The sequence below is a fragment of the Streptomyces sp. NPDC088116 genome, assembly GCF_044741745.1.
Taxonomy (GTDB): domain Bacteria; phylum Actinomycetota; class Actinomycetes; order Streptomycetales; family Streptomycetaceae; genus Streptomyces.
In genome coordinates, this window is record NZ_JBIUTF010000001.1 from 1,212,238 (window position 1) to 1,232,292 (window position 20,055).

Consider the following 20,055-nt stretch of genomic DNA (forward strand, 5'->3'; position numbering starts at 1 on the left):
GTCGGGCACGGCCGCGGGCCGGTCACCCCGGCAGCGGCGGCTCACCCCTTCGGCTCCGTCCGTCGGCTCGGCCCTTCGGCTCCGTCCGTCGGCTCGGCCCTTCGGCTCAGTCGGTCGGCGCGGCCCGTCAGGATCGGTCCGGCGACTCGATCCGTCGCCTCGCCCCTTCGGCTCGATCCGTCGGCTCAGTCGGTCAGTGACAGCAGATCGGCATCCGCCCAGCGCCCGCCGAGCCCGGTCAGCGTGACGGTGCGCCGGTCGTCGTCGTCCGTGCCGGCGTCCACGGTCCCCACGACCCGGTGGATGACCACATGCAGCCGGTCGTCCGACAGTTCCTCGACCTTGCCGTCGCCCCACTCCACGACCACCACGGAGTCCGGCAGCGAGACATCGAGATCGAGGTCCTCCATCTCGTCCAGTCCCCCGCCGAGCCGGTACGCGTCGACATGGACCAGCGCCGGGCCGTCGACCAGGGACGGGTGTACGCGGGCGATCACGAAGGTGGGGGACGTGACGGCGCCGCGGACACCGAGGCCCTCGCCGAGACCGCGCGTCAGGGTCGTCTTGCCCGCGCCGAGTTCGCCGGTGAGCATCACCAGGTCGCCGGGGCGCAGCAGTGCCGCGAGCCTGCGGCCCAGCTCCCGCATCCGCTCGGGCGAACCGATGGTCACGGCCAGGCCCGAGGGGGCGTCGGGGGCAACGGGGAGATCGGCGGCGTCAGGCGCCGGGCTGTGCGGTGCTTCCATGCGTTCCAACGTTAGCCGCTGCCGGCATCGCGCCGACCCGCGCCAGCAGGTCCGCCAGCCGGTCCGTGACAGCCTCGGGACGCTCCAGCATCACCAGATGCCCGGCGTCCGGGACCAGCACCAGCTCCGCGTCGGGCAGCAGATCGCCGATGGCCTCACTGTGCGAGCTGGGGGTCACCAGATCGCTCTCCCCGGCCAGGACCAGCGCCGGGACCTCCAGGAAGACCGGGAGCGCGTGCGCCTTGTCGTGGTCGACAAAGGCCGGGTAGAACTCCGCGACCACATCGATCGGAGTGCTCTCGATGAGCCGCTCGGCGAACCGCGCGATCGCGGGGTCCACGTCCTTCGAGCTGAACGAGTACCGCTTGATGAGCCCCGCGAAGAGGTCGGCGGTGGCGCGTCGGCCGCGCTCGACCAGTTCGGCCTGCGAGCCGAGCGCCTTGAGGACACCGGGGAGGACCCGTCGTACGGCGTTCACGCCCGCGACCGGGAGCCCGTAGTTGACCTCGCCGAGCTTTCCGCTCGACGTACCGACGAGGGCGACGCCCACGACGCGGTCCCGCACCAGCTCCGGATACTGGTCGGCCAGGGCCATCATCGTCATGCCGCCCATGGAGTGGCCGACCAGCACCAGCGGCCCCTCGGGCGCCGCCGCGTCGATGACGGCCTTCAGGTCGCGGCCGAGCTGGTCGATGCTGACCGGAACGGCGTCGGGACCCTGCTGGGCGACCCCGCGAGCGGAACGGCCGTGGCTGCGCTGGTCCCAGTGGACGGTACGGACCAGTCCGCGCAGGGCGGCGCGCTGGAAGTGCCAGGCGTCCTGGTTGAGGCAGTAGCCGTGGCTGAAGACGACGGTGACGGGCGTGGGGGTCCTGCGGCCGAACAGTCGCCGCCGCCGAGGACTCGGAGCACCGCCGGAACCGGCCCCGGAGACCGCCCCGGAATCACCGGCCGCCGCCCCCGTCGCCGCTCCCCCGCCCTCCGGCTCGATCTCGTCGGTCTCGTAGTACAGCTCCGTACCGTCGTCCGCGAGCGCCTTGCCCGGCCGGCCGCGCAGCGTGCCGTACGGTCCCGAGGAGTCGAGCGCGAGCCGTGCCTTCCTGCGCATGCCACGGCCGACGGTCAGCCTCTCGATCGCGACACCGGCGGCCGCTCCGGCGGCGATCACGCCTATCGCGGCGCCGGCGACGCCCGCTTTGCGCCAGTTGCCCGTGGCTCCGCCCGCGGACCCGCCCGTGACCCCGCTGAGGAGTCCGCCGATCGAACCGCCTATGGACCTGCCCGCGGACGCGCCCGTGGCCCTGGCCACCGTGGCGGCCGCCTGGGCCGCCGCGTCCCCCGCCGCGCTGTTCTCGCTCACCGTGCGCTCCTCGTCGTTCTGGCTTGCCTCTTCCCCACCGTGCCGGGCTTCACCCGGAAGAGATCACGCGGACCGCTCGCGGAGATGAACATGGGGGGTCACGCGAACCGCTCGTGGAGATGGACGCGGGGGACGCGCGAACCGATGCGTGTGACGATCTCGTACACGATCGTGCCCGCGGCCTCGGCCCAGTCGTCGGCGGTCGGTTCGCCCCGGTCGCCGGGGCCGAAGAGGACGGCCCTCGCGCCCGGTTCGGGCGTGTCGCCTTCGAGGTCGACCACGAACTGGTCCATCGCGACCCGCCCGGCCACCCGCCGCCGGACCCCGCCGACCAGCACGGGGCCGCGGCCGGAGGCGTGGCGGGGGATGCCGTCGGCGTAGCCGAGGGGGACGAGACCGAGAGTGGTCTCCCGGGGCGTGAGGTAGTGGTGGCCGTAACTGACCCCGTGCCCCTCGGGGACCTGCTTGACCAGGGCCACGGACGCGGAGAGCGTCATGGCGGGCCGCAGGCCGAAGTCCCGGGAGGTGCCCAGTTCGGGGCTGGGCGAGAAGCCGTACATGGCGATGCCGGTGCGTACGAGATCGAAGGACGACTCGGGGACGGTGAGCGTGGCCGCCGAGTTGGCGATGTGCCGGACCTCGGGCTCGACGCCCTCCTTCTCGGCGTACGCCACCATCTGGTGGAAGACGTCGAGTTGGGCGGTGATGGAGGGATGGCCGGGCTCGTCGGCGCACGCGAAGTGCGACCAGAGGCCGGTGACCCGCACCTCTCCGGCGGCCTGGGCGGCGAGCGCGGCGGTGACGAGTGCGGGCCAGTCGGCGGGCTGGCAGCCGTTGCGGCCGAGACCGGTGTCGGCCTTGAGCTGGATCCGGGCGGGGCGCCCGGCCTCGCGCGCGGCCGCGGTCACCTCGCGCAGTGCCCACATCGCGCTGACGGACATGTCGAGGTCGGCCTCGATGCCTTCGCGCCAGGGGTCGCCCGGCGTCCACAGCCAGCACATCACTCGGCCCCGGATGCCCCCGGCCCGCAGGGCGAGCGCCTCGTGCGGGGTGGCGGTGCCCAGCCAGGTGGCCCCGGCCTCCTGAGCCGCGCGGGCCACGGGCAGCATGCCGTGCCCGTACGCGTCGGACTTCACAACCCCCATCAGGGCGGTGTCGGGCCCCACGCGTGCGCGCAGGGCACGCACATTGCCCCGCAGGGCATCGAGATCGACTTCGGCCCGCGCCCTGAGGCTCGCCGAGGTCTGCGTCGTTCCGGTCATCGCGCCCAGTGTCTCAGAGCGGCCCCCGGGGCCGGTGCCGCGGCGGGTGCCGGCGGCCGCTCCCGTAGAGGTTCTCCGGATGGGGACCCCCTGTGGACCCCCTGTGGAGTACGGAGACGAGCCCGCGCGCTCAGTCCCGTACGTTCCGCCACGCCTCCGGCAGCCGCTCCGCCACGTCCAACGCCGACACCGGGGCGCCGCGCGAGGCCAGCCGTGCCGCCAGGCCGTGCAGGTAGGCCGCCACCGAGGCCGCGTCGAGCGGCGAGAGGCCCGAGGCCAGGAGGGAGCCCGCGAGGCCCGTGAGGATGTCGCCGCTGCCGGCCGTGGCCAGCCAGGGCGTACCGGTCGCGTTCACCCGGACGGGGACACCCTCGTCCGGGGACGCGATCAGCGTGGTCGAGCCCTTGAGCAGCACCGTCGCGCCGTAACGCGCCGCCAGTTTCCGTACGGCCGCCAGCCTGGCCGACTCCACCTGCTGCCGGGGGACGCCCAGCAGCGCCGCCGCCTCGCCCGCGTGCGGGGTGAGCAGGGTCGGTGCGGTACGGCTCCGTACCGTCGCGGCGTCCAGCAGCCGCAGGCCGTCCGCGTCCACCAGGACCGGGACGTCCGAGTCCAGTACCCCCGCCACCCCGTGTCCCTCGCCCACCTCGGGCCCTTCGCCCAGGCCGGGTCCGATCGCCCACGCCTGGACGCGGCCCGCCTTCGAGGGCGGGCCCTCGTGCACCAGCGTCTCGGGGAAGCGCGCGATCACCGCGTCGGCGCCGGGGCCCACGTACCGCACCGCGCCCGCACCGCCGCGCAGCGCGCCCGCCACGGCGAGCACCGCCGCACCCGGATAGCGCGCGGACCCGGCGACGACGCCGATGACACCGCGCCGGTACTTGTCGCTCTCCCCCGTCGGCATCGGCAGCAGCCGCGCCACGTCCTCGTGCTGGAGCACCTCCAGGTCGGGTACGGACGGCAGGTACGGGCCGAGGCCGATGTCCACCAGCCGTACCGCGCCCGCGTGTTCGTGCGCCGGGTCGATCAGGAGGCCCGGCTTGTACGTACCGAACGTGACCGTCGCGTCCGCACGCACCGCCTCCCCCGCGACCGCCCCGGTGTCCGCCTCCACCCCGCTCGGCAGGTCGACGGCCACGATCACCGCGCCCGATCCGCGCGCCGCGTGCACCACCGGCACCGCGTCGGGACGCAGCCCGCCGTGCCCGCCGATGCCGGTGATGCCGTCCATCACCAGATCGGCCGAGGCCAGTACGTCGAAGGGGTCGTCGGCGATCCGCCCGCCCGCGCCGAGCAGCGCGGCCAGCCCGCCGGCGTGCGTACGGTCGGGCGCGAGCAGCACCGCCGAGACCCTGGCGGCCCGGCGGGCCAGCCGGGCCCCGGCGTACAGGGCGTCGCCGCCGTTGTCCCCGCTGCCGACGAGCAGGACGACCCGCGCCCCGTACACCCGTCCCAGCTGGTCCCGCAGCACATCGGCGCAGGTCGCGGCCAGCCCCGCGGCCGCGCGCGCCATCAGCGCGCCCTCCGGCAGCCGCGCCATCAGCTCGCGCTCGGCGTTCCGCACCGTCTCCACGCTGTACGCACGTCGCACTCGGTCAACCCTCCGCCCGGAAGCCCTCCGTCCGGCCGGAAGCGGCCCGTCCGGAAGTGCTCCACCTGTCTTGCCCGTGTCTGCCCCTGTTGTCTGCCTCTGTTGTCTGCCCCGCTCCCGTCAACCCTCCGCGATCACCACGGCGGACGCCACTCCCGCGTCGTGGCTGAGCGAGACATGCCAGCTCCGTACGCCCAGCTCCGCCGCACGCGCCGCCACGGTCCCGCACACCCGCAGCCGCGGCTGCCCACTGTCCTCGACGTACACCTCGGCGTCCGTCCAGTGCAGCCCGCCGGGCGCGCCCAGCGCCTTGGCCAGGGCTTCCTTGGCCGCGAACCGCGCCGCCAGGGAGGCCACCCCGCGCCGCTCCCCGCTGGGCAGCAGCAACTCCCGCTCCAGGAAGAGCCGGTCGGCGAGTTGCGGGGTCCGCCGCAGGGACTCGCCGAACCGGTCGATCGCCGCGACATCGATGCCCACTCCGATGATCACCCCAGTCCCCTCTCGCCCGTCGCCGGACGGCCCGGAGCCACCGCGCTCGCTATCGTCCTCACCGCTCCCACTCCCACTCCCGCTCCCGCGCTTCCACACGACACTCCCCCTCGCACGCGCGCCGGCGCACGCGCCCCCGCACCGAGCTGCTCAACCTCAAGCTCAGATTCTCACTCACTCCACCGTCACGGACTTCGCCAAGTTCCTCGGCTGATCCACCTCGTTGCCCCGCGCCGTCGCCAGCTCGCACGCGAACACCTGCAACGGCACGGTCGCGACCAGCGGCTGAAGCAGCGTCGGCGTGGCCGGGATCCGGATCAGGTGGTCCGCGTACGGCACCACCGCCTCGTCCCCCTCCTCCGCGATCACGATCGTCCGCGCGCCCCTGGCCCGGATCTCCTGGATGTTCGACACGATCTTGCCGTGCAGCACCGAGCGCCCGCGCGGCGACGGTACGACCACCACCACCGGCAGGTCCTCCTCGATCAGCGCGATCGGACCGTGCTTCAACTCGCCCGCCGCGAACCCCTCCGCGTGCATGTACGCCAGTTCCTTGAGCTTGAGCGCGCCCTCCAGCGCCACCGGATACCCCACGTGCCGGCCGAGGAAGAGCACGGTCCGCTTGTCCGCGAGTGTGCGCGCCAGCGCCCGTACCGGCTCCATCGTCTCCAGTACGCGCTCCACCTCGCCCGCGATCCGCGACAGGTCCCGTACGACGGCCCGGATCTCGTCGCCCCACTTGGTGCCGCGCCGCTGCCCGAGATACAGCGCGACGAGGTAGCAGGCCACCAGTTGCGTCAGGAACGCCTTGGTCGACGCGACCGCGACCTCGGGACCGGCGTGTGTGTAGAGGACGGCGTCCGACTCCCTCGGGATGGTCGACCCGTTCGTATTGCAGATCGCCAGCACCTTCGCGCCCTGCTCCCGGGCGTGCCGCAGCGCCATCAGCGTGTCCATGGTCTCCCCGGACTGCGAGATCGCGATCACCAGTGTGCGCCGGTCCAGGATCGGGTCCCGGTAGCGGAATTCGCTCGCCAGCTCCACCTCGCACGGCATCCGCGTCCAGTGCTCGATGGCGTACTTGGCGATCATCCCGGCGTGGAAGGCCGTCCCGCACGCCACGATGACGACCTTGTCGGCCTCGCGCAGCACCTCGGCGGGGATACGTACCTCATCGAGCGTCAGCGATCCCTCGGCGTCGATCCGCCCGAGGAGCGTGTCGGCGACCGCCTTCGGCTGCTCGGCGATCTCCTTGAGCATGAAGTAGTCGTAACCGCCCTTCTCGGCGGCCGACGCGTCCCAGTCCACGTGGTACGAGCGCACCTCGGCCGGGGAACCGTCGAAGCCGGTGACCGTCACCCCGTCCCGGACACCGTCGCGGCGCAGCTCGACCACCTGGTCCTGGCCCAGTTCGATCGCGGAGCGGGTGTGGGCGATGAACGCGGCGACGTCCGAGGCCAGGAACGCCTCCCCTTCCCCGACACCGACCACCAGTGGCGAGTTGCGGCGCGCGCCGACGACCACGTCGGGCTCGTCCGCGTGGACGGCGACGAGCGTGAAGGCACCCTCCAGCCGCCGGCACACCTGCCGCATCGACTCCGCGAGATCGCCGCACGACGAGAACGTCTCGGCGAGCAGATGCGCCACCACCTCGGTGTCGGTCTCCGACCCCAGGTCGTGGCCGCGGTCGGCCAGTTCGGCGCGGAGCGCGGCGAAGTTCTCGATGATCCCGTTGTGGACGACGGCGACGCGCCCGGCGTTGTCCAGATGGGGGTGTGCGTTGGAGTCGGTCGGCCCGCCGTGGGTGGCCCACCGGGTATGCCCGATACCGGTGAAACCACTCGGCAACGGCCGTTCCACCAGCGCTTTCTCCAGATTGACGAGCTTGCCCGCCTTCTTGGCCGCGGCCAGTCCGCCGTCGGCGAGTACGGCGACCCCGGCCGAGTCGTAGCCCCGGTATTCGAGCCGCTTCAGACCCGCGATGACCACATCAAGCGCCGACTGACCACCGACGTACCCCACGATTCCGCACATACCAATCCCTTCCAGGCCGTCCCCACCCGCCGGACGCATCGTCGCAGAACGCACAGCGGCACACCGGGACCCCACCGAAAACGCCACGACGGCCACGCCCGGCCGCCGACCGCCCGCCGGCGTACGGCGCCCGGGTGACCACCGGCCCAGAAGGTCGACAGGCTCGCCGAGAACGCCACCACGCTCGGCGAGCCCTGCACCCGCCATCTCGGCGGCAGACTCTGCGAGCTGCGCTTCGACCTCGACGGCAACGCTCAGCGGATTACCCACTGGATCGCGCCCGACCGCCGCACCGTGCTCCTGACGGTGTTCCGCAAGACGCAGGATGCGTGAGACGGCGGAGGCGGAACGCGCCCATGCCGCCCAGGCCGCCTGCGAGGCCCGCCACGAACCGGCCCCTGAACACGCCGTCTACAGCCTCGGCATCAAGGAGGAACTGCGATGAACCACGCCGAGTGGAAGACCCGTCACCACCGCAAGCCCCTGGGCGAAATGGCCGAGGACAACCCCGAGGACGACCGCCTCTACGAAGAGGCTGAACTGGCCCATGACCTCGGTCAGATGGTCTACGACCGGCGCACCGCTCTCGGTCTGTCCCAGACCGAGTTCGCCGAGCGCTGCGGCATGAAGCAACCCCAGATCTCCCGCATCGAAGGCGGCGGCGCCGTCCCCACCATTCCCCTTCTGCTTCTGCGACGCCTGGCCCGTGCTCTCGACGCCGACCTGACCATCAACCTCACCCCTCACGGCAACGCCGCCTGAACGGACACCCGGAAATCCGCCGCGCCCCGGCGCAGGAATCGCCGGTGCCCCACCACCCCTCCCACGTGACCGAGCCCACCACCCGCCGCCCCCCACAACCGCCCCCCGACCCCGGACAATGGCGGGCGTGATCACTTCGCCGCCACGAAGCACCCCCCGCCGGGCCGACCACGGGCCGACCCCCTACGTCGACCTCGGCCGGGACGAGTGGAGCGCGCTGCGGGACAAGACTCCGCTGCCGCTGACGGCCGAGGAGGTCGAGCAGCTGCGCGGGCTCGGGGACGTCATAGACCTCGACGAGGTACGGGACGTCTACCTGCCGCTCTCCCGGCTCCTCAACCTCTACGTCCAGTCCACCACCGGGCTGCGCGGCTCGCTGAACACCTTCCTCGGCGACGCGGGCAACGGGCTCGGCGCCCAGCGCGGCACGCCGTTCGTCATAGGCGTCGCCGGGAGCGTGGCCGTGGGCAAGTCCACCGTGGCCCGGCTCCTCCAGGCGCTGCTCGCCCGCTGGCCCGAGCACCCGCGCGTCGAACTCGTCACCACCGACGGCTTCCTGTACCCGATGAAGGAGTTGCAGTCGCGCGGGCTGATGTCGCGCAAGGGCTTCCCCGAGTCGTTCGACCGGCGGGCCCTGACCCGGTTCGTCGCCGACATCAAGGCGGGCAAGGACGAGGTCACCGCCCCCGTCTACTCACACCTCATCTACGACATCGTGCCGGGCGAACTGCTCACCGTACGAAGGCCCGACATCCTCATCGTGGAAGGGCTCAACGTCCTCCAGCCGGCACTGCCCGGAAAGGACGGCCGGACACGGGTCGGACTCGCCGACTACTTCGACTTCAGCGTGTATGTCGACGCGCGCCCCAAGGACATCGAGAGCTGGTATCTGAGCCGGTTCCGCAAACTCCGCGATACGGCCTTCCAGGATCCGTCGTCGTATTTCCGGAAGTACACCCAGGTCTCCGAGAACGAGGCCCTGGAATACGCCCGTACGACATGGCGGACCATCAACAAGCCCAACCTCCTGGAAAACGTGGCTCCCACCAGGGGCCGCGCCACGCTGGTCCTGCGCAAGGGCCCGGACCACAAGGTCCAGCGGCTGCGGCTGCGCAAGCTCTGACCTGCTAGGTCGTTGCGCCGGCGTCGACGACCATGCGGACGAGGGTGTCGACGAGCTCGTCGGCGGTGGTACGCAACTCACCCGTGCCCAAATGACCACTGAGCTCCATGTCCGCGATGCCGTGGGCACTGGCGAGCAGCAGGGCGCCGTAGTGCCGTGTGTTCCGTTCCCCGACGAGGTCGGTGACGATGGCCAGGAACTCGTCCTGGAAGCGTCCGGCCGCGCGCATGCGGTCTGCGACCGGGTCGTCCGCCGGTCCGCACAGCTGACGCCGGACGCGATCGAGTCCTTCACCGAGTTCTTCGGGGCGGTGTCCGGAGCGCCTGAACAGCATCTGGTACAGGTGCGGCTGGTCCCGGCCGACGCGGATGAGGGCGTGGAGCGCGCCGCGCAGCTTGGTGGCGGCCGGCAGGGCCGGGTCGGTCCGCAGGGCGTGGATCTGGCCGGCGATCCGTTGCCAGCTCTCGGTCGTGACGGTGGTCAGCAGGCTGTCCTTGCCCGTGAAGTGCCGGTACGGCGCTCCCCGGCTCACGCCTGCCCGTGCGCCCACCTCGCGCAGGGTGACGGCTTCGGGGCCGCCGAGGTCGAGGAGTTCGGCGGCCGCGTCGAGCAGGGCGCGGCGGGTGACGGCGGCGGATTCCGCACGGGTGACCATGACGTCCATCATACAGTTGACGATGTCATCCGAACCGGTACCGTAGGAAAGGTGACAACGTCATCTGAAACCCGGAAGCTGATCGTCGTAACCGGAGCCTCCACGGGCATGGGCGCGTCGGCCGCCCGCGAACTGGCCCGCCAGGGATTCCACGTCCTGGCCGGCGTGCGCCGCGACCGTGACGCCGACGCCCTCCGAGCGGCCGGCATCGAGCCGGTCATCCTCGACATCACCGAATCCGGGCAGGTGGAGGCCCTCGCCGCGCGGGTGGCCGACGACCCGCGCGCACTGCACGCGCTCGTCAACAACGCCGGTATCCAGGTGAACGCCCCGGTCGAAGCCCTGCCGCTGGAGCAGTGGCGGCGGGTGTTCGAGGTCAACCTGTTCGGCCACATCGCCGTCACCCAGGCGCTGCTGCCCGCGCTGCTGCGCGGCAAGGGCCGCGTGATCAACATCAGCTCGGTCGGCGGCAAGGTCGCCATGGCCACCTACGGCGCGTACGCCGGCGCGAAGTTCGCCCTGGAGGCGGTCAGCGACTCGCTCCGCCGGGAGATCGCCCCGCTGGGCGTCCAGGTGGTCGTGGTCGAACCCGGCGGCGTCCGTACGGAGATGGCCACCCGCGGGATCGCGACGGCGAACGACCTGGCCGCCCGGATGACACCGGAGCACCACGAGCGCTACGGCAGCCTGGTCCAGGCGAACAACACACTGATGTCCTCGGGCACCGCCTCGGGCCTGACCGCCGACGCCGCCGCCCGCGTCATCGCGAAGGCCGTGACGACCCGCAGACCGCGCACCCGCTACACCGCCGGCCGGGACGCCGCCCTGATCACCCGCCTGACCCGGATCCTGCCCGACCGCACGCTCGACCGCGTCCTCGCCACCAACCTGCGCCGCCACTACCCGAAGACAGCCCCGGCCCGCCCCACCACCACCTCGCGCCCTCTTTGACCTGGGCATGTTCCAGCAGCTTCGCCCAGATCGCGTCCGCCATCCGGCCCGAGGACCGCGACCGGTACATCCAGGTCCCCATCGCCGACGCCCTGCGCTCCGCCGAGGCGGCACCGCTGCTGTGCGCGGGCACCACGGTCTTCAACGCGATCGTCGGGCACGGCGTACGCCCTACCGACCACGTCGCGTCGTCGGCGTCGGCGGGCTCGGGCGCATCGCCCTCCAGGTCCTCGGCGCGCGGGGCTGCCATGTCACCGCCATCTCCACCAGCACGGACAAGGAAAGTGAGGAGGCCCCGGATCACGCCCGTACGATGTGGCAGGCCATCAACAAGCCCAACCCGCTGGAAAATGTGGCCCCCACCCGGAACCGCGCCACACTGGTGCCGCGCAAGGGGCCCGACCGCAAAGTCCAGCGGCTGTCGCTGCGCAAGCTCTGACAGCGCGACGACTTGTACCGCTCTGATTCCACCGCTCCGAATTCACGATTCACGCGAACGCCCGGGAGCCGCCGCCGTGTTGCATCTGCGTCTGCTCGTGCCCGCCGACCGTACGGACGACGTCGTACGGTCGGTTGAACGCACGGTCGGCACCGCCCATCTCGTGGTCGTACCGGGCGTCGCCCGTGACCCGCTGGGCGATCTGGTCATGTGCGACGTGGCGCGCGAGGCCGGCGACGAACTGATCGCCACGCTGCGCGCCCTCGGTATCGACCGGTCCGGTTCGATCGCCGTGGGGAGCGTCGATCTGTCGCTGTCCGAGCGGGCCGACGAGGCGGAGGAGGAGGCGCCGGGCGAGGGCGCCGACGCGGTGCTGTGGGAGCAGTTGGAGGACGTGACCCATGAGGAGTCCACGCTCTCTTTCACCTATCTGGCGTTTCTGACCCTCGCGACGATGATCGCGGCCTGCGGTGTGGTGCTGGACAACGCGATCCTGATCGTGGGCGCGATGGCGGTCGGTCCGGAGTTCGGCCCGCTGGCCGGGATCTGTACGGCACTGGTGCAGCGCGCTCCGAGACTCGCTCTGCGCTCTCTGATCGCGCTGATCGCCGGTTTCATGGTGGCGATGGTGCTGACGACCGCGTTCAGTCTGGCGATGGACGGCTTCGGGCTGTTCTCCCGTTCGCTGCTGGACGCGGACCGGCCGAACACCTCGTTCATCTGGAACCCGGACCTGTTCTCACTGGTGGTCGCGGGGCTCGCGGGCATAGCGGGCATGCTCTCGCTGACCTCGTCCAAATCGGGCGCGCTGGTGGGGGTGGCCATCTCGGTGACCACGGTCCCGGCAGCCGCCAACGCGGCGGTGGCGCTCGGCTACGGCGAGTTCGGCCAGGTCTGGGGCTCCAGCGGTCAGCTTCTGCTGAACCTGGCGGGCATCGTCGCGGCGGGCACGCTGACACTGCTCGCGCAGAAAGCGCTGTGGTCGGTCCGCCAGGGCCGCGTACGCCGCCAAGCGCTCTGAGGGCTCCGAACGACCGACACCCGCCGCCATCCGCCCCCGCTTCCGCTTCCGGAAAACTTCGAACCATAGGGAACCCCGATGCCATCGGGATAGTGATTACCTGTGAAGTGATTTCTGCTGTAAGGGACTTCACCGGTACCGGTTACGTAATTGGCGCGTGACTCTCCGGTATTCCGCACACAGATATTTCCTGCACATCAATCAAAAGGTCATCGCTATGCCAGACTCCACCACACCCCCCACGCCTTCTTCACCTTCCGCCGATTCGGCCGGTTCCGCCGATTCCTCCGCTCCGTCCTCCCACCGGGCCAAGTCCCGCGTCACGCGCCGCGGAGTGATCGGCGCCACGGGCGCGGTGGCCCTCGGTGCCGCGCTGACGCCGGTGGTCTTCGCCGCCGGGGAGTCCAACGAGTCGGCCGACCCCGCCGCCGACTCGAGCACCGCCGAGAACACGAAGGGCATGAGGACCGAGAAGTTCCCCAGGACCCGGTCACGGAAGGCCACCGGCACTGCCCCGGTCGACGCGGCCTTCCCGGTCGGCTATGTGGCGGTCCGCTGGGCGGGAACCGCCCGTAACGGCGCCTCGGTCCGCGTGACGAAGGCCGACGGTTCGCAGGGCGAGTGGCAGACCACGGGCGGCGGGTGCGCGCACGTGGACGGCGGCGGCACCGCCCTCGTTCCGGCATCGGGCGCCGAGAAGTACGAGGTCAGAGCACCGCGCGGCGCCTCCGACGTGACATCGCTCGCGATCGACACGACGGCCGGGCCGCAGCGGAACGTAAAGGTCCCGAGCGAACCGACCCGCGCACGCGGGCTGCGGTACCTGAGCCGGGCGGCCTGGGGCGCGGACGAGTCCCTGCGCTTCAAGGACGGCGAGGTCAACTCGCCCGAGGTCTACTACGACGCGCAGTGCCTGACCGTCCATCACACCGACACCCCGAACGACGACCCGGACCCCGCCGCCACCGTCCGGGCGATCTACGAGTACCACGCGATCACCAACGACTGGGGCGACATCGGCTACCACTTCCTGATCGACGAGGCAGGCGCGATCTACGAGGGCCGCTACTCCGGAGACGACGACCTCCCCGCCCACGACAAGGACGGCAAGCTCGTCACCGCCTTCCACACCGCCGGGTTCAACTCCGGCAACATCGGCATAGCCCTGATCGGCAACCTCGCGGCCCAGCGCCCGACGGACGCCGCCAAGGAGTCACTGACCAACCTGGTCACGATGCTCGCCCGCATACACGGCCTCAGCCCGCAGGCGAAGATGACCTTCACCAACCCGGTGAACGGCGTCACCAAGGACGTCGACACGGTCAGCGGCCACCGCGACTGGCTGGAGACCGACTGCCCCGGCGAGACGATGTACGAGCTGCTCGGCGAGGTACGCAAGGGCACCCGCTAAGGGACGTTACGGTGTGTGGCCCCGCCGGGAGAGGCGCGGCCACACACCCCAGCCGGCCCGCGTCAGAACCCCGACCGGGCGCCCGCGACGAACTGCGCCCACGCGTCGGCGGGGACGACGAGGGCGGGACCGGCCTTGCGCTTGGAGTCACGGACGCCTACGTGGCCGGTACGGGTGAGGTCAGCGACCTCGACGCACGCGGTGCCGTTCTCTGCGCTGTACGAAGACTTGAACCAGGCCGACTCGGAAGCGGCGTCAGTTTCTATGCGATCGGGCATGAGTCAGATCTCTCGTGCTAGTCGTTGCAGGAAAGCGGGCGTCTCGCTCGGGGCGAGGGCGCTCGCTCGCAGGGCGTCGAACCTGCGGGAAAAGGACCAGACGGTGGTGTCCTTGTCACTGATGTTCGATCCGTCAGCCGCATCGACCTGGAGGACCGCCGGAAGCGGTGTTTCGAACTCCAGCAGGTTGAAGTTGAAGCTGCTCCTGTACGTGGCCGTGCCCATGGGAAGGATCTGAACCGTCACGTTGTCGTGGCGAGCGAGCGTGGCGATCTCTTCATACTGCTCTCGCATCACGTCCGAATCGCCAACTACTCGCCGAAGCGAGCCCTCGTCCAGGATGGCCCACAATTCCAACGGGCTCTCCCTTCGAGTCAGGGCCCCTTTCCGCTCCATACGGAGCTGGATGTGACGTTCCACAAACTCGGTCGTCGTCTCCTCAACCGGCTTGGCAGTCTGGAACATCTCACGTGCGTACCGTTCGGTCTGCAACAAGCCGAAGACTACGTACGGTTGCCACGTACGCATCCTGCGAGCCCCGCTCTCAAGGCCGATGTACATCCCCATGCCTGACGGCAGAACGCTGCGGTAGACGGACCACCATCCCCGGTTGACCGAGTCGCGGTGGACCTCCACCAGGAAGTCCACATCCTCTTCGTCATGAACGCCGTAACGGTGCAGCAGATCTTTCAGGTCCTGGACCTTCGGCAGACCGGTCAGTCCGTTCTCCACGCGTTGCAACTTGGAGGGCGAGAACGTCAACCCGTCCACGGCCTGAGCAAGGGTGAACCCTGCTTTGTCCCGCAACTGCCGTAGCTCCCATCCGAGTTGCATACGTCGGACAGTAGGTCCCGTTGGAGCGGCCACGTGTGTACCTCCGTGGTGAGAGAGCCTGCCGCATCGCGGCGCCTGTTGCGAGTCTGACGTCTCATGTCTTCTCTGCACAGGCTTGAGCGCGTTCGATCACATATACCAATTCACGTGGGGTACCCACTTCGCCTTGCCGATTGGGCAGGCCACACCCCAGGCTGGAGCGAGTTACCGATCGATCACTAACGGTAATCGCCAGGCGAGTTGCCTCGTCAGGGGCGTGTGCCAAGCAACAGAACCGCCGCCGGGAGACCCCCATGCCTCTTTCCCCCGACAACCCTGCCCGCCCCGCTCGCGCCCCGCGCATAAAGTCCGCCATCGAGCCCCGGCCCGTTCTCCCCTCGCCCCTCGGCCACCCCGCCTACAGCCAGACCATGCCCTGCACCCCGGAGTCCGCGCGCCGGGCCAGACTCCTGGTAAGTGCCGCGTGCACCGCCTGGGGGCTGCCGGGGATCGCGGACGCCGCCGCACTCGTAGTCTCCGAGCTGATCGGCAACTCCGTTCGCCACAGCGGCAGTCTGCTGGTACGAGTGCTGGTCTCGCTGCCCGAGCCGGGGCGGGTTCGGGTGGCCGTCGTGGACAAGTCCCGTACCCGGCCCACGCCTCGGGCCACGGACGACAGCGCGGAGGACGGACGCGGCCTCGTCGTCATCGACGCGCTGGCCGACCGCTGGGGTACTGACCTCCGACGCTGGGGCAAGAGCGTATGGGTCGAGCTGTGCGCGAAGAGCGAGGACGAACGGTGAGCGGCGGCCCCGCAGACCTGCCCCTGGACGGCCTGCCGCAACTGACCAGGCTGGAGCCCCGGCAGCAGATGGCCATCGACTGCGTACGGTGCGCCCGCCGACTCGGTACGAACGGCCGGGTACTCGGCGAGGTGCGGTACCAGGGCTTCGTCTTCCAGCTGTGGGTCTGCGCACCCGAGTGCCCGCCGGGGTCCGTGGGCACATGATGACCGGCCGCCGCCGCGTGGCACCCAAGGCCCGGCCCCTGCCCTCGCGCGGGACGCCGGGTCTCGTGGCCGCCTGGCTCCTGTCCGTACTCCTGCTCATCGACGCCTGCCGACGCCAGGTGTGATCGCTCCGTGGCTGGGCCGGCTCCGGTACCACCGCGAGTGGCCGCGCAGGAAGGGCGCTCCGGAACGCTTCGTGCCTACCGTGGAGCGACGACCACGCGCCACCAGGAGATCCACCGGACCCCCTCTCCCTCCTTCACCACCCGCGCCCGGAGCCGCCCCATGATCGTGACCGACTGGCAAGCGCGCCACGGCCTCACCGCGGCGGACCATCAGGCGGCGTTCGACCAGCTCACCGCTCGCGGCTACCGGCTGATGAAAATCTCCGGCTACGTCCTCGCAGGCGAGCCGCGGTTCGCCAGTGTCTGGGCCGTCCAGGGCGGCAGCGCCTGGCAGGCCCGCCACGGCATCTCGGCCGCCGACTACCAGGCCGCGGTCACCGCGCTGGCCGGCGACGGATTCCGGCCGGTCGACGTGTCGGTGTTCCACTCGGGGGACGAGCCCCTGTTCAGCGCGGTCTGGGAGCGGGAGCAGAGCCTGGAATGGGTCGCCCGGCACGGGCTGACTGCGCCGGAATACCAGTCCCTGTTCGACGACCTGTCGCACCAGGGCTTCCGGCTGCGGTGCGTGTCGCCGTACGAGGACACGGGAGGCGAACGGTTCGCCTGCGTCTGGGACCGCTACGCCGGACCGGCCTGGAACGCGCGGCACGGCATGTCGGCCGACGAATACCAGCGGGAGTTCGACACCCAGCGCGAGCGCGGCTTCCGGCTGGTCCGCGTCGTCGGCTACTCGATCGGCGGCAACGTCCGTTACGCGGGTATCTGGGAACAGTCCCCCGGACACCCGGGAACAGCGGAACACGGCGTCGCGCACAGCGACTTCCAGCACCGTTTCGACACCAACACGGCGGCCGGCCTGCGGCTCGTCGACATCAGCGGCTCCCGCGCCGGTGGCTCGGCGAGCTACACCACGATCTGGGAGTCCACGCCCGAGGCCGACCTCACCGGCGACGCCGCGAACGGGCTGATCGTGCCCTTCATGCAGAAGTGGGCCGTGCCCGGCTTCAGTTTCGCCCTGGCCCGGGGCGGCGCGATCCGGGCCGCCCGCGCCTTCGGCTACGCCAACCGCATCACCCGCGAGATCGCCACACCGGACCACCGGTTCCGTATCGCGAGCGTCAGCAAGCCGATCACGTCCACCGCCGTCCACCTGCTGATCGACCAGGGCCGACTCGCCCTCACGGACGTGGTATTCGGGCCGGGGGCCCTGCTCGGCACCACATACGGGACCGTGGCGTACAGCGCGCGAGTGAAGGCCCTGACGCTGCGACACCTGCTCGAACACTCGGCGGGCGGCTGGACCAACGACAGCAACGACCCGATGTTCAAGCAGCTGACGCTGAGCCAGGCCGCCCTCATCTCCTGGACCCTCGACAACCAGCCGCTCGGCGCGGCCCCGGGCACCACCTACGGCTACTCGAACTTCGGCTACTGCCTGCTGGGACGGATCATCGAGCGGGTCAGCGGCCTGTCGTACGGGGATTTCGTCCGCCGCTTCGTACTGGCCCCGGCAGGCGCGAACCAGGCGATCCTGGCAGGCGCCACCGCCCCGGACCGGGCCGCCCAGGAGGCGATGTACGCCGGCCTCGATCTGGCCGAGCCGTACGGGTGCCGCGTCGACCGCATGGACGCCCACGGAGGCTGGGTCGCGACCCCGTCCGACGTACTGCGCTTCCTCTTCTCGGTCGACGGCCTGCCCTCGCCCCCCGACCTGCTGCGACCGGCCACCCGCACGGACATGACGACCGCCTCCGCGGTCCGCCCGGTCACGGCGACGACACCGGGCTACGCCCGGGGCTGGAGCGTCAACAGCGCCGGCACGATCTGGCACGACGGCACCCTGCCCGGCACCCAGTCGATTCTGGTCCGCCCGTCCGACGGCCGAGGCTGGTTCGCCGCCTGCAACGCCGGACGTCCGGGCAGCGGCCTCGGCGGCGAGTTCGACGACCTGATGTGGAAGGTCCAATAGGCCGTCTGAGGAAGCGAAGGCGGAAGAGGCGGAGAAACATGAACGGCCGGTACGACCCCGTTGAGGTGGTGCGGGCCGTCGTCGTGGTCAAGGGCGGGTTCGTGTCGTCGCGTGGGGTGGAGCTGACGGAGATCCCGGGGAAAGCGTGCAGGTGGCACGTGCTCCGACGCACCGTCATGAGTGCTCTCGGTGCATGTGTTCGTTGACGGTTGCGATGAGCTCCCGAAGCCTGTCACGGGTAGCCCAGGAGAGATGTTTCTTGAGCGCATCCGCGCCCGGGAAGAGCACGAGGGCCCGCTGCGCCTCGGTGGTGCAGGCGACCGCCCGCTCGTGACAGTACGGGTGTTCATCGGTCAGGAATGACTGAACGACGGCCACGAAAGGGCCATCAGCCTCGTCCATGAGAATGGCATCGAAACCGAACAGGAAGGGAAATGTCTGCAAGAATTCCGACCCTCCCATGGGCAACTCCCAGTATTCGGGGACTCCTTGACGGTCAATAATGCGAACAAAGTCTGCCAGGGCCCGCAGATACTCCACCACCCCCATGCCGTCGGCCGCACGCGTCACCTTCTCTCTGAATTCAGAGGGGAAGGAATCGAGCGCACCCAGTTGCGCGACAGAATCGGCCGCGAAGTCCAACAACCCTGCCGAGGTGTAGGCCGAGCAGTTCCAGTTCGCGACCCAGTCGCGGCGTACCAGGCGGATGTAGCGCTGGATCTCTTCGTCCAGGGACAGCTTTCCGCCCGACTCCTGGACCGCGATGGCGAGATCGAGAAGCCTCAGCACGGGGCCGTCCGAGAACAACGATGGGGGAAATGACTGCACGTGACCTACCTCTCCCATGGGCCCTTGTGCGGCATGACCGTGATAGCCCGGCGACTGAATCTCGGACCGGTTCGGGTTGTAATGAGCGGCAGCTACTCAGCCGGACCTGAGCATCAACGCTCAAGAATGCCGGAAGCACGCTTCGTACCATCGCCGCATGGAAGCGCCAGAGAGAAGCACGGACAGCGGCAGCAGGACGGAACGGCGATGGCACAAGGGCTGCGCGGCGGCGCTGTCCGTTTTTGCCGTCCTGGGACTGGTCCTGGGACTGCTGGGGCTGTGGGGTCTCTCCGAGTTGGAGAAGGGCCTGGACGGATATGGCCAGCTGGAGGAGACGGATTACGGTGCCTCTGGGAGCGTGGCCGACCCGTTGGCGCCCGGTGCCATCGCGCGATACGAGGACGGGCTCAGGGTGACCGTCAGCGAGCCACGCTGGAAGCCGGAAGAGCGTATCTACTGCTTTACCGTCACGTATGAGAATGAAAGAGATGAATCACTGATTCCCGGTGGCGGTTCTGCGGACGAAAGCGCCTCCGAGTACGGGCCGGCACCCCTTGTCGTACGCGCCGGCGAACCTCTCGACGACTACGGGCCCGACGACGGAAGCACGAGCGACTGGCTCAACCGCCTGGAGGCGGGCGCAGAGCTCCTGTCGCCCCTTGGCGCGGGCGAGAGGGTCGCCGTGCCGGTACGTGTAACCGGGAGTGCGAAGGGAACGCCGATCACGGTGGAAGTGGTGCCACCGGACGACAGTTATCGCGAAACCGCGTACTGGAAGCTCACACTGGGCTGACACCAGTCGGAGCGGCTGAGCCGGCAGAGCATCTGCGATTCACGCTTTACGGCCGGTAGCGGATCTCCAGCATCACGCAGCCTCCGGATGTCCGGTACGGGCCGTGTTCCATGCCCGGGGGCCGGGCGGCGAAGTCTCCGGCGCGGAAGGTCTGATCCAGGGTCAGGTCGTGCAGGTCGCCTTTGAGCAAGTAGACCTCCTCGACCCACTCGTGCCGGATCACGCCGGAGTGCGAGGTGTCGAGGCCGGGCTCCCAGCGCACCAGCCGGGTCAGCACCTCCGGATCGGCCTCGTCCCTGCTCAGAATCCTCTCGGCGGTCCCGGGCTGCGGCCCGGTGCGCCACTCCATGGCGTCCGGTGAAAAGAATTCCCGCTCGTTCTTCATGACGGTGACCT

21 protein-coding genes and 2 pseudogenes are annotated in these 20,055 nt (G+C 70.3%); 12 read left to right on the plus strand and 11 right to left on the minus strand.

From position 1 onward, the window contains the following. Positions 1-185 precede the first annotated feature (185 nt). From tsaE to glmS, 6 genes are all read right to left on the minus strand, one after another. Complete coding sequence (tsaE, locus tag ACIOJD_RS05305; RefSeq protein ID WP_401908425.1) at positions 186-746, minus strand: tRNA (adenosine(37)-N6)-threonylcarbamoyltransferase complex ATPase subunit type 1 TsaE; 561 nt, start codon at positions 744-746, stop codon at positions 186-188. Continuing rightward, entirely contained in the window at positions 718-2,007 is a 1,290-nt protein-coding gene (locus ACIOJD_RS05310; protein WP_401909023.1) for an alpha/beta fold hydrolase, read from the minus strand. Before ACIOJD_RS05310 ends, tsaE begins: the two co-directional genes overlap by 29 nt. A gap of 197 nt (positions 2,008-2,204) precedes the next feature. Beyond that, entirely contained in the window at positions 2,205-3,368 is a 1,164-nt protein-coding gene (alr, locus tag ACIOJD_RS05315) for an alanine racemase (protein WP_401908427.1), read from the minus strand. A gap of 130 nt (positions 3,369-3,498) precedes the next feature. After that, positions 3,499-4,959 carry an NAD(P)H-hydrate dehydratase gene (locus tag ACIOJD_RS05320; protein WP_401908428.1) on the minus strand — a complete coding sequence of 487 codons (1,461 nt, stop codon included), beginning with the start codon at positions 4,957-4,959 and terminating at the stop codon, positions 3,499-3,501. Positions 4,960-5,079: 120 nt separating this feature from the next. Continuing rightward, positions 5,080-5,448, minus strand: a complete 369-nt coding sequence (locus ACIOJD_RS05325) for a holo-ACP synthase (protein WP_401908430.1) — start codon at positions 5,446-5,448, stop codon at positions 5,080-5,082. A gap of 174 nt (positions 5,449-5,622) precedes the next feature. Beyond that, positions 5,623-7,482, minus strand: coding sequence for a glutamine--fructose-6-phosphate transaminase (isomerizing) (gene glmS / locus ACIOJD_RS05330; protein ID WP_401908432.1), 1,860 nt, complete (start codon positions 7,480-7,482; stop codon positions 5,623-5,625). Between the two features lie 153 nt (positions 7,483-7,635). Here glmS and ACIOJD_RS05335 point away from each other — a divergent pair. The 3 genes and pseudogenes from ACIOJD_RS05335 to coaA form a co-directional block, all read left to right on the plus strand. Beyond that, positions 7,636-7,927, plus strand: a pseudogene (locus tag ACIOJD_RS05335) (type II toxin-antitoxin system RelE/ParE family toxin); the annotation flags it as partial. Then, positions 7,924-8,244: a helix-turn-helix domain-containing protein gene (locus tag ACIOJD_RS05340; protein ID WP_401908434.1), complete on the plus strand. Its 321-nt coding sequence runs from the start codon at positions 7,924-7,926 to the stop codon at positions 8,242-8,244. The pseudogene ACIOJD_RS05335 and the gene ACIOJD_RS05340, both read left to right, overlap by 4 nt. Positions 8,245-8,371: 127 nt before the next feature. Next, the gene (gene coaA / locus ACIOJD_RS05345) at positions 8,372-9,367 is read left to right on the plus strand and encodes a type I pantothenate kinase (protein ID WP_401908435.1); all 996 of its coding nucleotides are present in this window, start codon (positions 8,372-8,374) and stop codon (positions 9,365-9,367) included. 4 nt (positions 9,368-9,371) lie between these two features. Here the strand turns inward: coaA and ACIOJD_RS05350 are convergent, their stop codons facing one another. Continuing rightward, positions 9,372-10,022 carry a TetR/AcrR family transcriptional regulator gene (locus ACIOJD_RS05350; protein WP_401908437.1) on the minus strand — a complete coding sequence of 217 codons (651 nt, stop codon included), beginning with the start codon at positions 10,020-10,022 and terminating at the stop codon, positions 9,372-9,374. 51 nt (positions 10,023-10,073) lie between these two features. Between ACIOJD_RS05350 and ACIOJD_RS05355 the strand changes: the two genes are divergently transcribed. The 4 genes and pseudogenes from ACIOJD_RS05355 to ACIOJD_RS05370 all read left to right on the plus strand — a co-directional run bounded on the left by ACIOJD_RS05355 (position 10,074) and on the right by ACIOJD_RS05370 (position 13,844). Continuing rightward, complete coding sequence (locus ACIOJD_RS05355; protein WP_401908439.1) at positions 10,074-10,973, plus strand: SDR family oxidoreductase; 900 nt, start codon at positions 10,074-10,076, stop codon at positions 10,971-10,973. A 271-nt stretch (positions 10,974-11,244) separates the two neighbouring features. After that, positions 11,245-11,412: pseudogene (locus ACIOJD_RS05360) on the plus strand (type I pantothenate kinase); the annotation flags it as partial. Positions 11,413-11,488: 76 nt separating this feature from the next. Continuing rightward, the gene (locus ACIOJD_RS05365) at positions 11,489-12,433 is read left to right on the plus strand and encodes a DUF389 domain-containing protein (protein ID WP_401908440.1); all 945 of its coding nucleotides are present in this window, start codon (positions 11,489-11,491) and stop codon (positions 12,431-12,433) included. 217 nt (positions 12,434-12,650) lie between these two features. Continuing rightward, a complete protein-coding gene (locus ACIOJD_RS05370; protein WP_401908442.1) occupies positions 12,651-13,844 on the plus strand; it encodes a peptidoglycan recognition family protein in 1,194 nt (397 codons plus the stop codon). A 62-nt stretch (positions 13,845-13,906) separates the two neighbouring features. On the opposite strand, the gene ACIOJD_RS05375 is transcribed toward ACIOJD_RS05370, so the two are convergent. Continuing rightward, positions 13,907-14,122: a DUF397 domain-containing protein gene (locus tag ACIOJD_RS05375; RefSeq protein ID WP_401908444.1), complete on the minus strand. Its 216-nt coding sequence runs from the start codon at positions 14,120-14,122 to the stop codon at positions 13,907-13,909. A 3-nt stretch (positions 14,123-14,125) separates the two neighbouring features. Next, positions 14,126-14,956: a helix-turn-helix domain-containing protein gene (locus tag ACIOJD_RS05380; protein WP_401908445.1), complete on the minus strand. Its 831-nt coding sequence runs from the start codon at positions 14,954-14,956 to the stop codon at positions 14,126-14,128. 293 nt (positions 14,957-15,249) lie between these two features. Here ACIOJD_RS05380 and ACIOJD_RS05385 point away from each other — a divergent pair, with 293 nt between their 5' ends. The 4 genes from ACIOJD_RS05385 (at position 15,250) to ACIOJD_RS05400 (ending at position 18,038) form a co-directional block, all read left to right on the plus strand. Beyond that, positions 15,250-15,738: an ATP-binding protein gene (locus tag ACIOJD_RS05385; protein WP_401908447.1), complete on the plus strand. Its 489-nt coding sequence runs from the start codon at positions 15,250-15,252 to the stop codon at positions 15,736-15,738. After that, positions 15,735-15,944 (plus strand): hypothetical protein, encoded by a 210-nt coding sequence (locus ACIOJD_RS05390; RefSeq protein ID WP_401908449.1) that lies wholly within the window; start codon positions 15,735-15,737, stop codon positions 15,942-15,944. Before ACIOJD_RS05385 ends, ACIOJD_RS05390 begins: the two co-directional genes overlap by 4 nt. Beyond that, on the plus strand, positions 15,941-16,069 hold the full coding sequence (locus ACIOJD_RS05395) for a hypothetical protein (protein ID WP_401908451.1): 129 nt from the start codon (positions 15,941-15,943) through the stop codon (positions 16,067-16,069). Before ACIOJD_RS05390 ends, ACIOJD_RS05395 begins: the two co-directional genes overlap by 4 nt. Before the next feature lie 160 nt (positions 16,070-16,229). Beyond that, positions 16,230-18,038 carry a serine hydrolase gene (locus tag ACIOJD_RS05400; RefSeq protein WP_401908453.1) on the plus strand — a complete coding sequence of 603 codons (1,809 nt, stop codon included), beginning with the start codon at positions 16,230-16,232 and terminating at the stop codon, positions 18,036-18,038. 174 nt (positions 18,039-18,212) lie between these two features. Here ACIOJD_RS05400 and ACIOJD_RS05405 read toward each other — a convergent pair whose 3' ends face one another. After that, entirely contained in the window at positions 18,213-18,866 is a 654-nt protein-coding gene (locus ACIOJD_RS05405) for a hypothetical protein (protein WP_401908454.1), read from the minus strand. Between the two features lie 157 nt (positions 18,867-19,023). On the opposite strand from ACIOJD_RS05405, the gene ACIOJD_RS05410 reads away from it, so the two are divergent. Continuing rightward, on the plus strand, positions 19,024-19,659 hold the full coding sequence (locus tag ACIOJD_RS05410; RefSeq protein ID WP_401908455.1) for a hypothetical protein: 636 nt from the start codon (positions 19,024-19,026) through the stop codon (positions 19,657-19,659). Positions 19,660-19,705: 46 nt separating this feature from the next. Here ACIOJD_RS05410 and ACIOJD_RS05415 read toward each other — a convergent pair whose 3' ends face one another. After that, on the minus strand, positions 19,706-20,044 hold the full coding sequence (locus ACIOJD_RS05415; protein WP_401908456.1) for a cupin domain-containing protein: 339 nt from the start codon (positions 20,042-20,044) through the stop codon (positions 19,706-19,708). Positions 20,045-20,055: the final 11 nt, after the last annotated feature.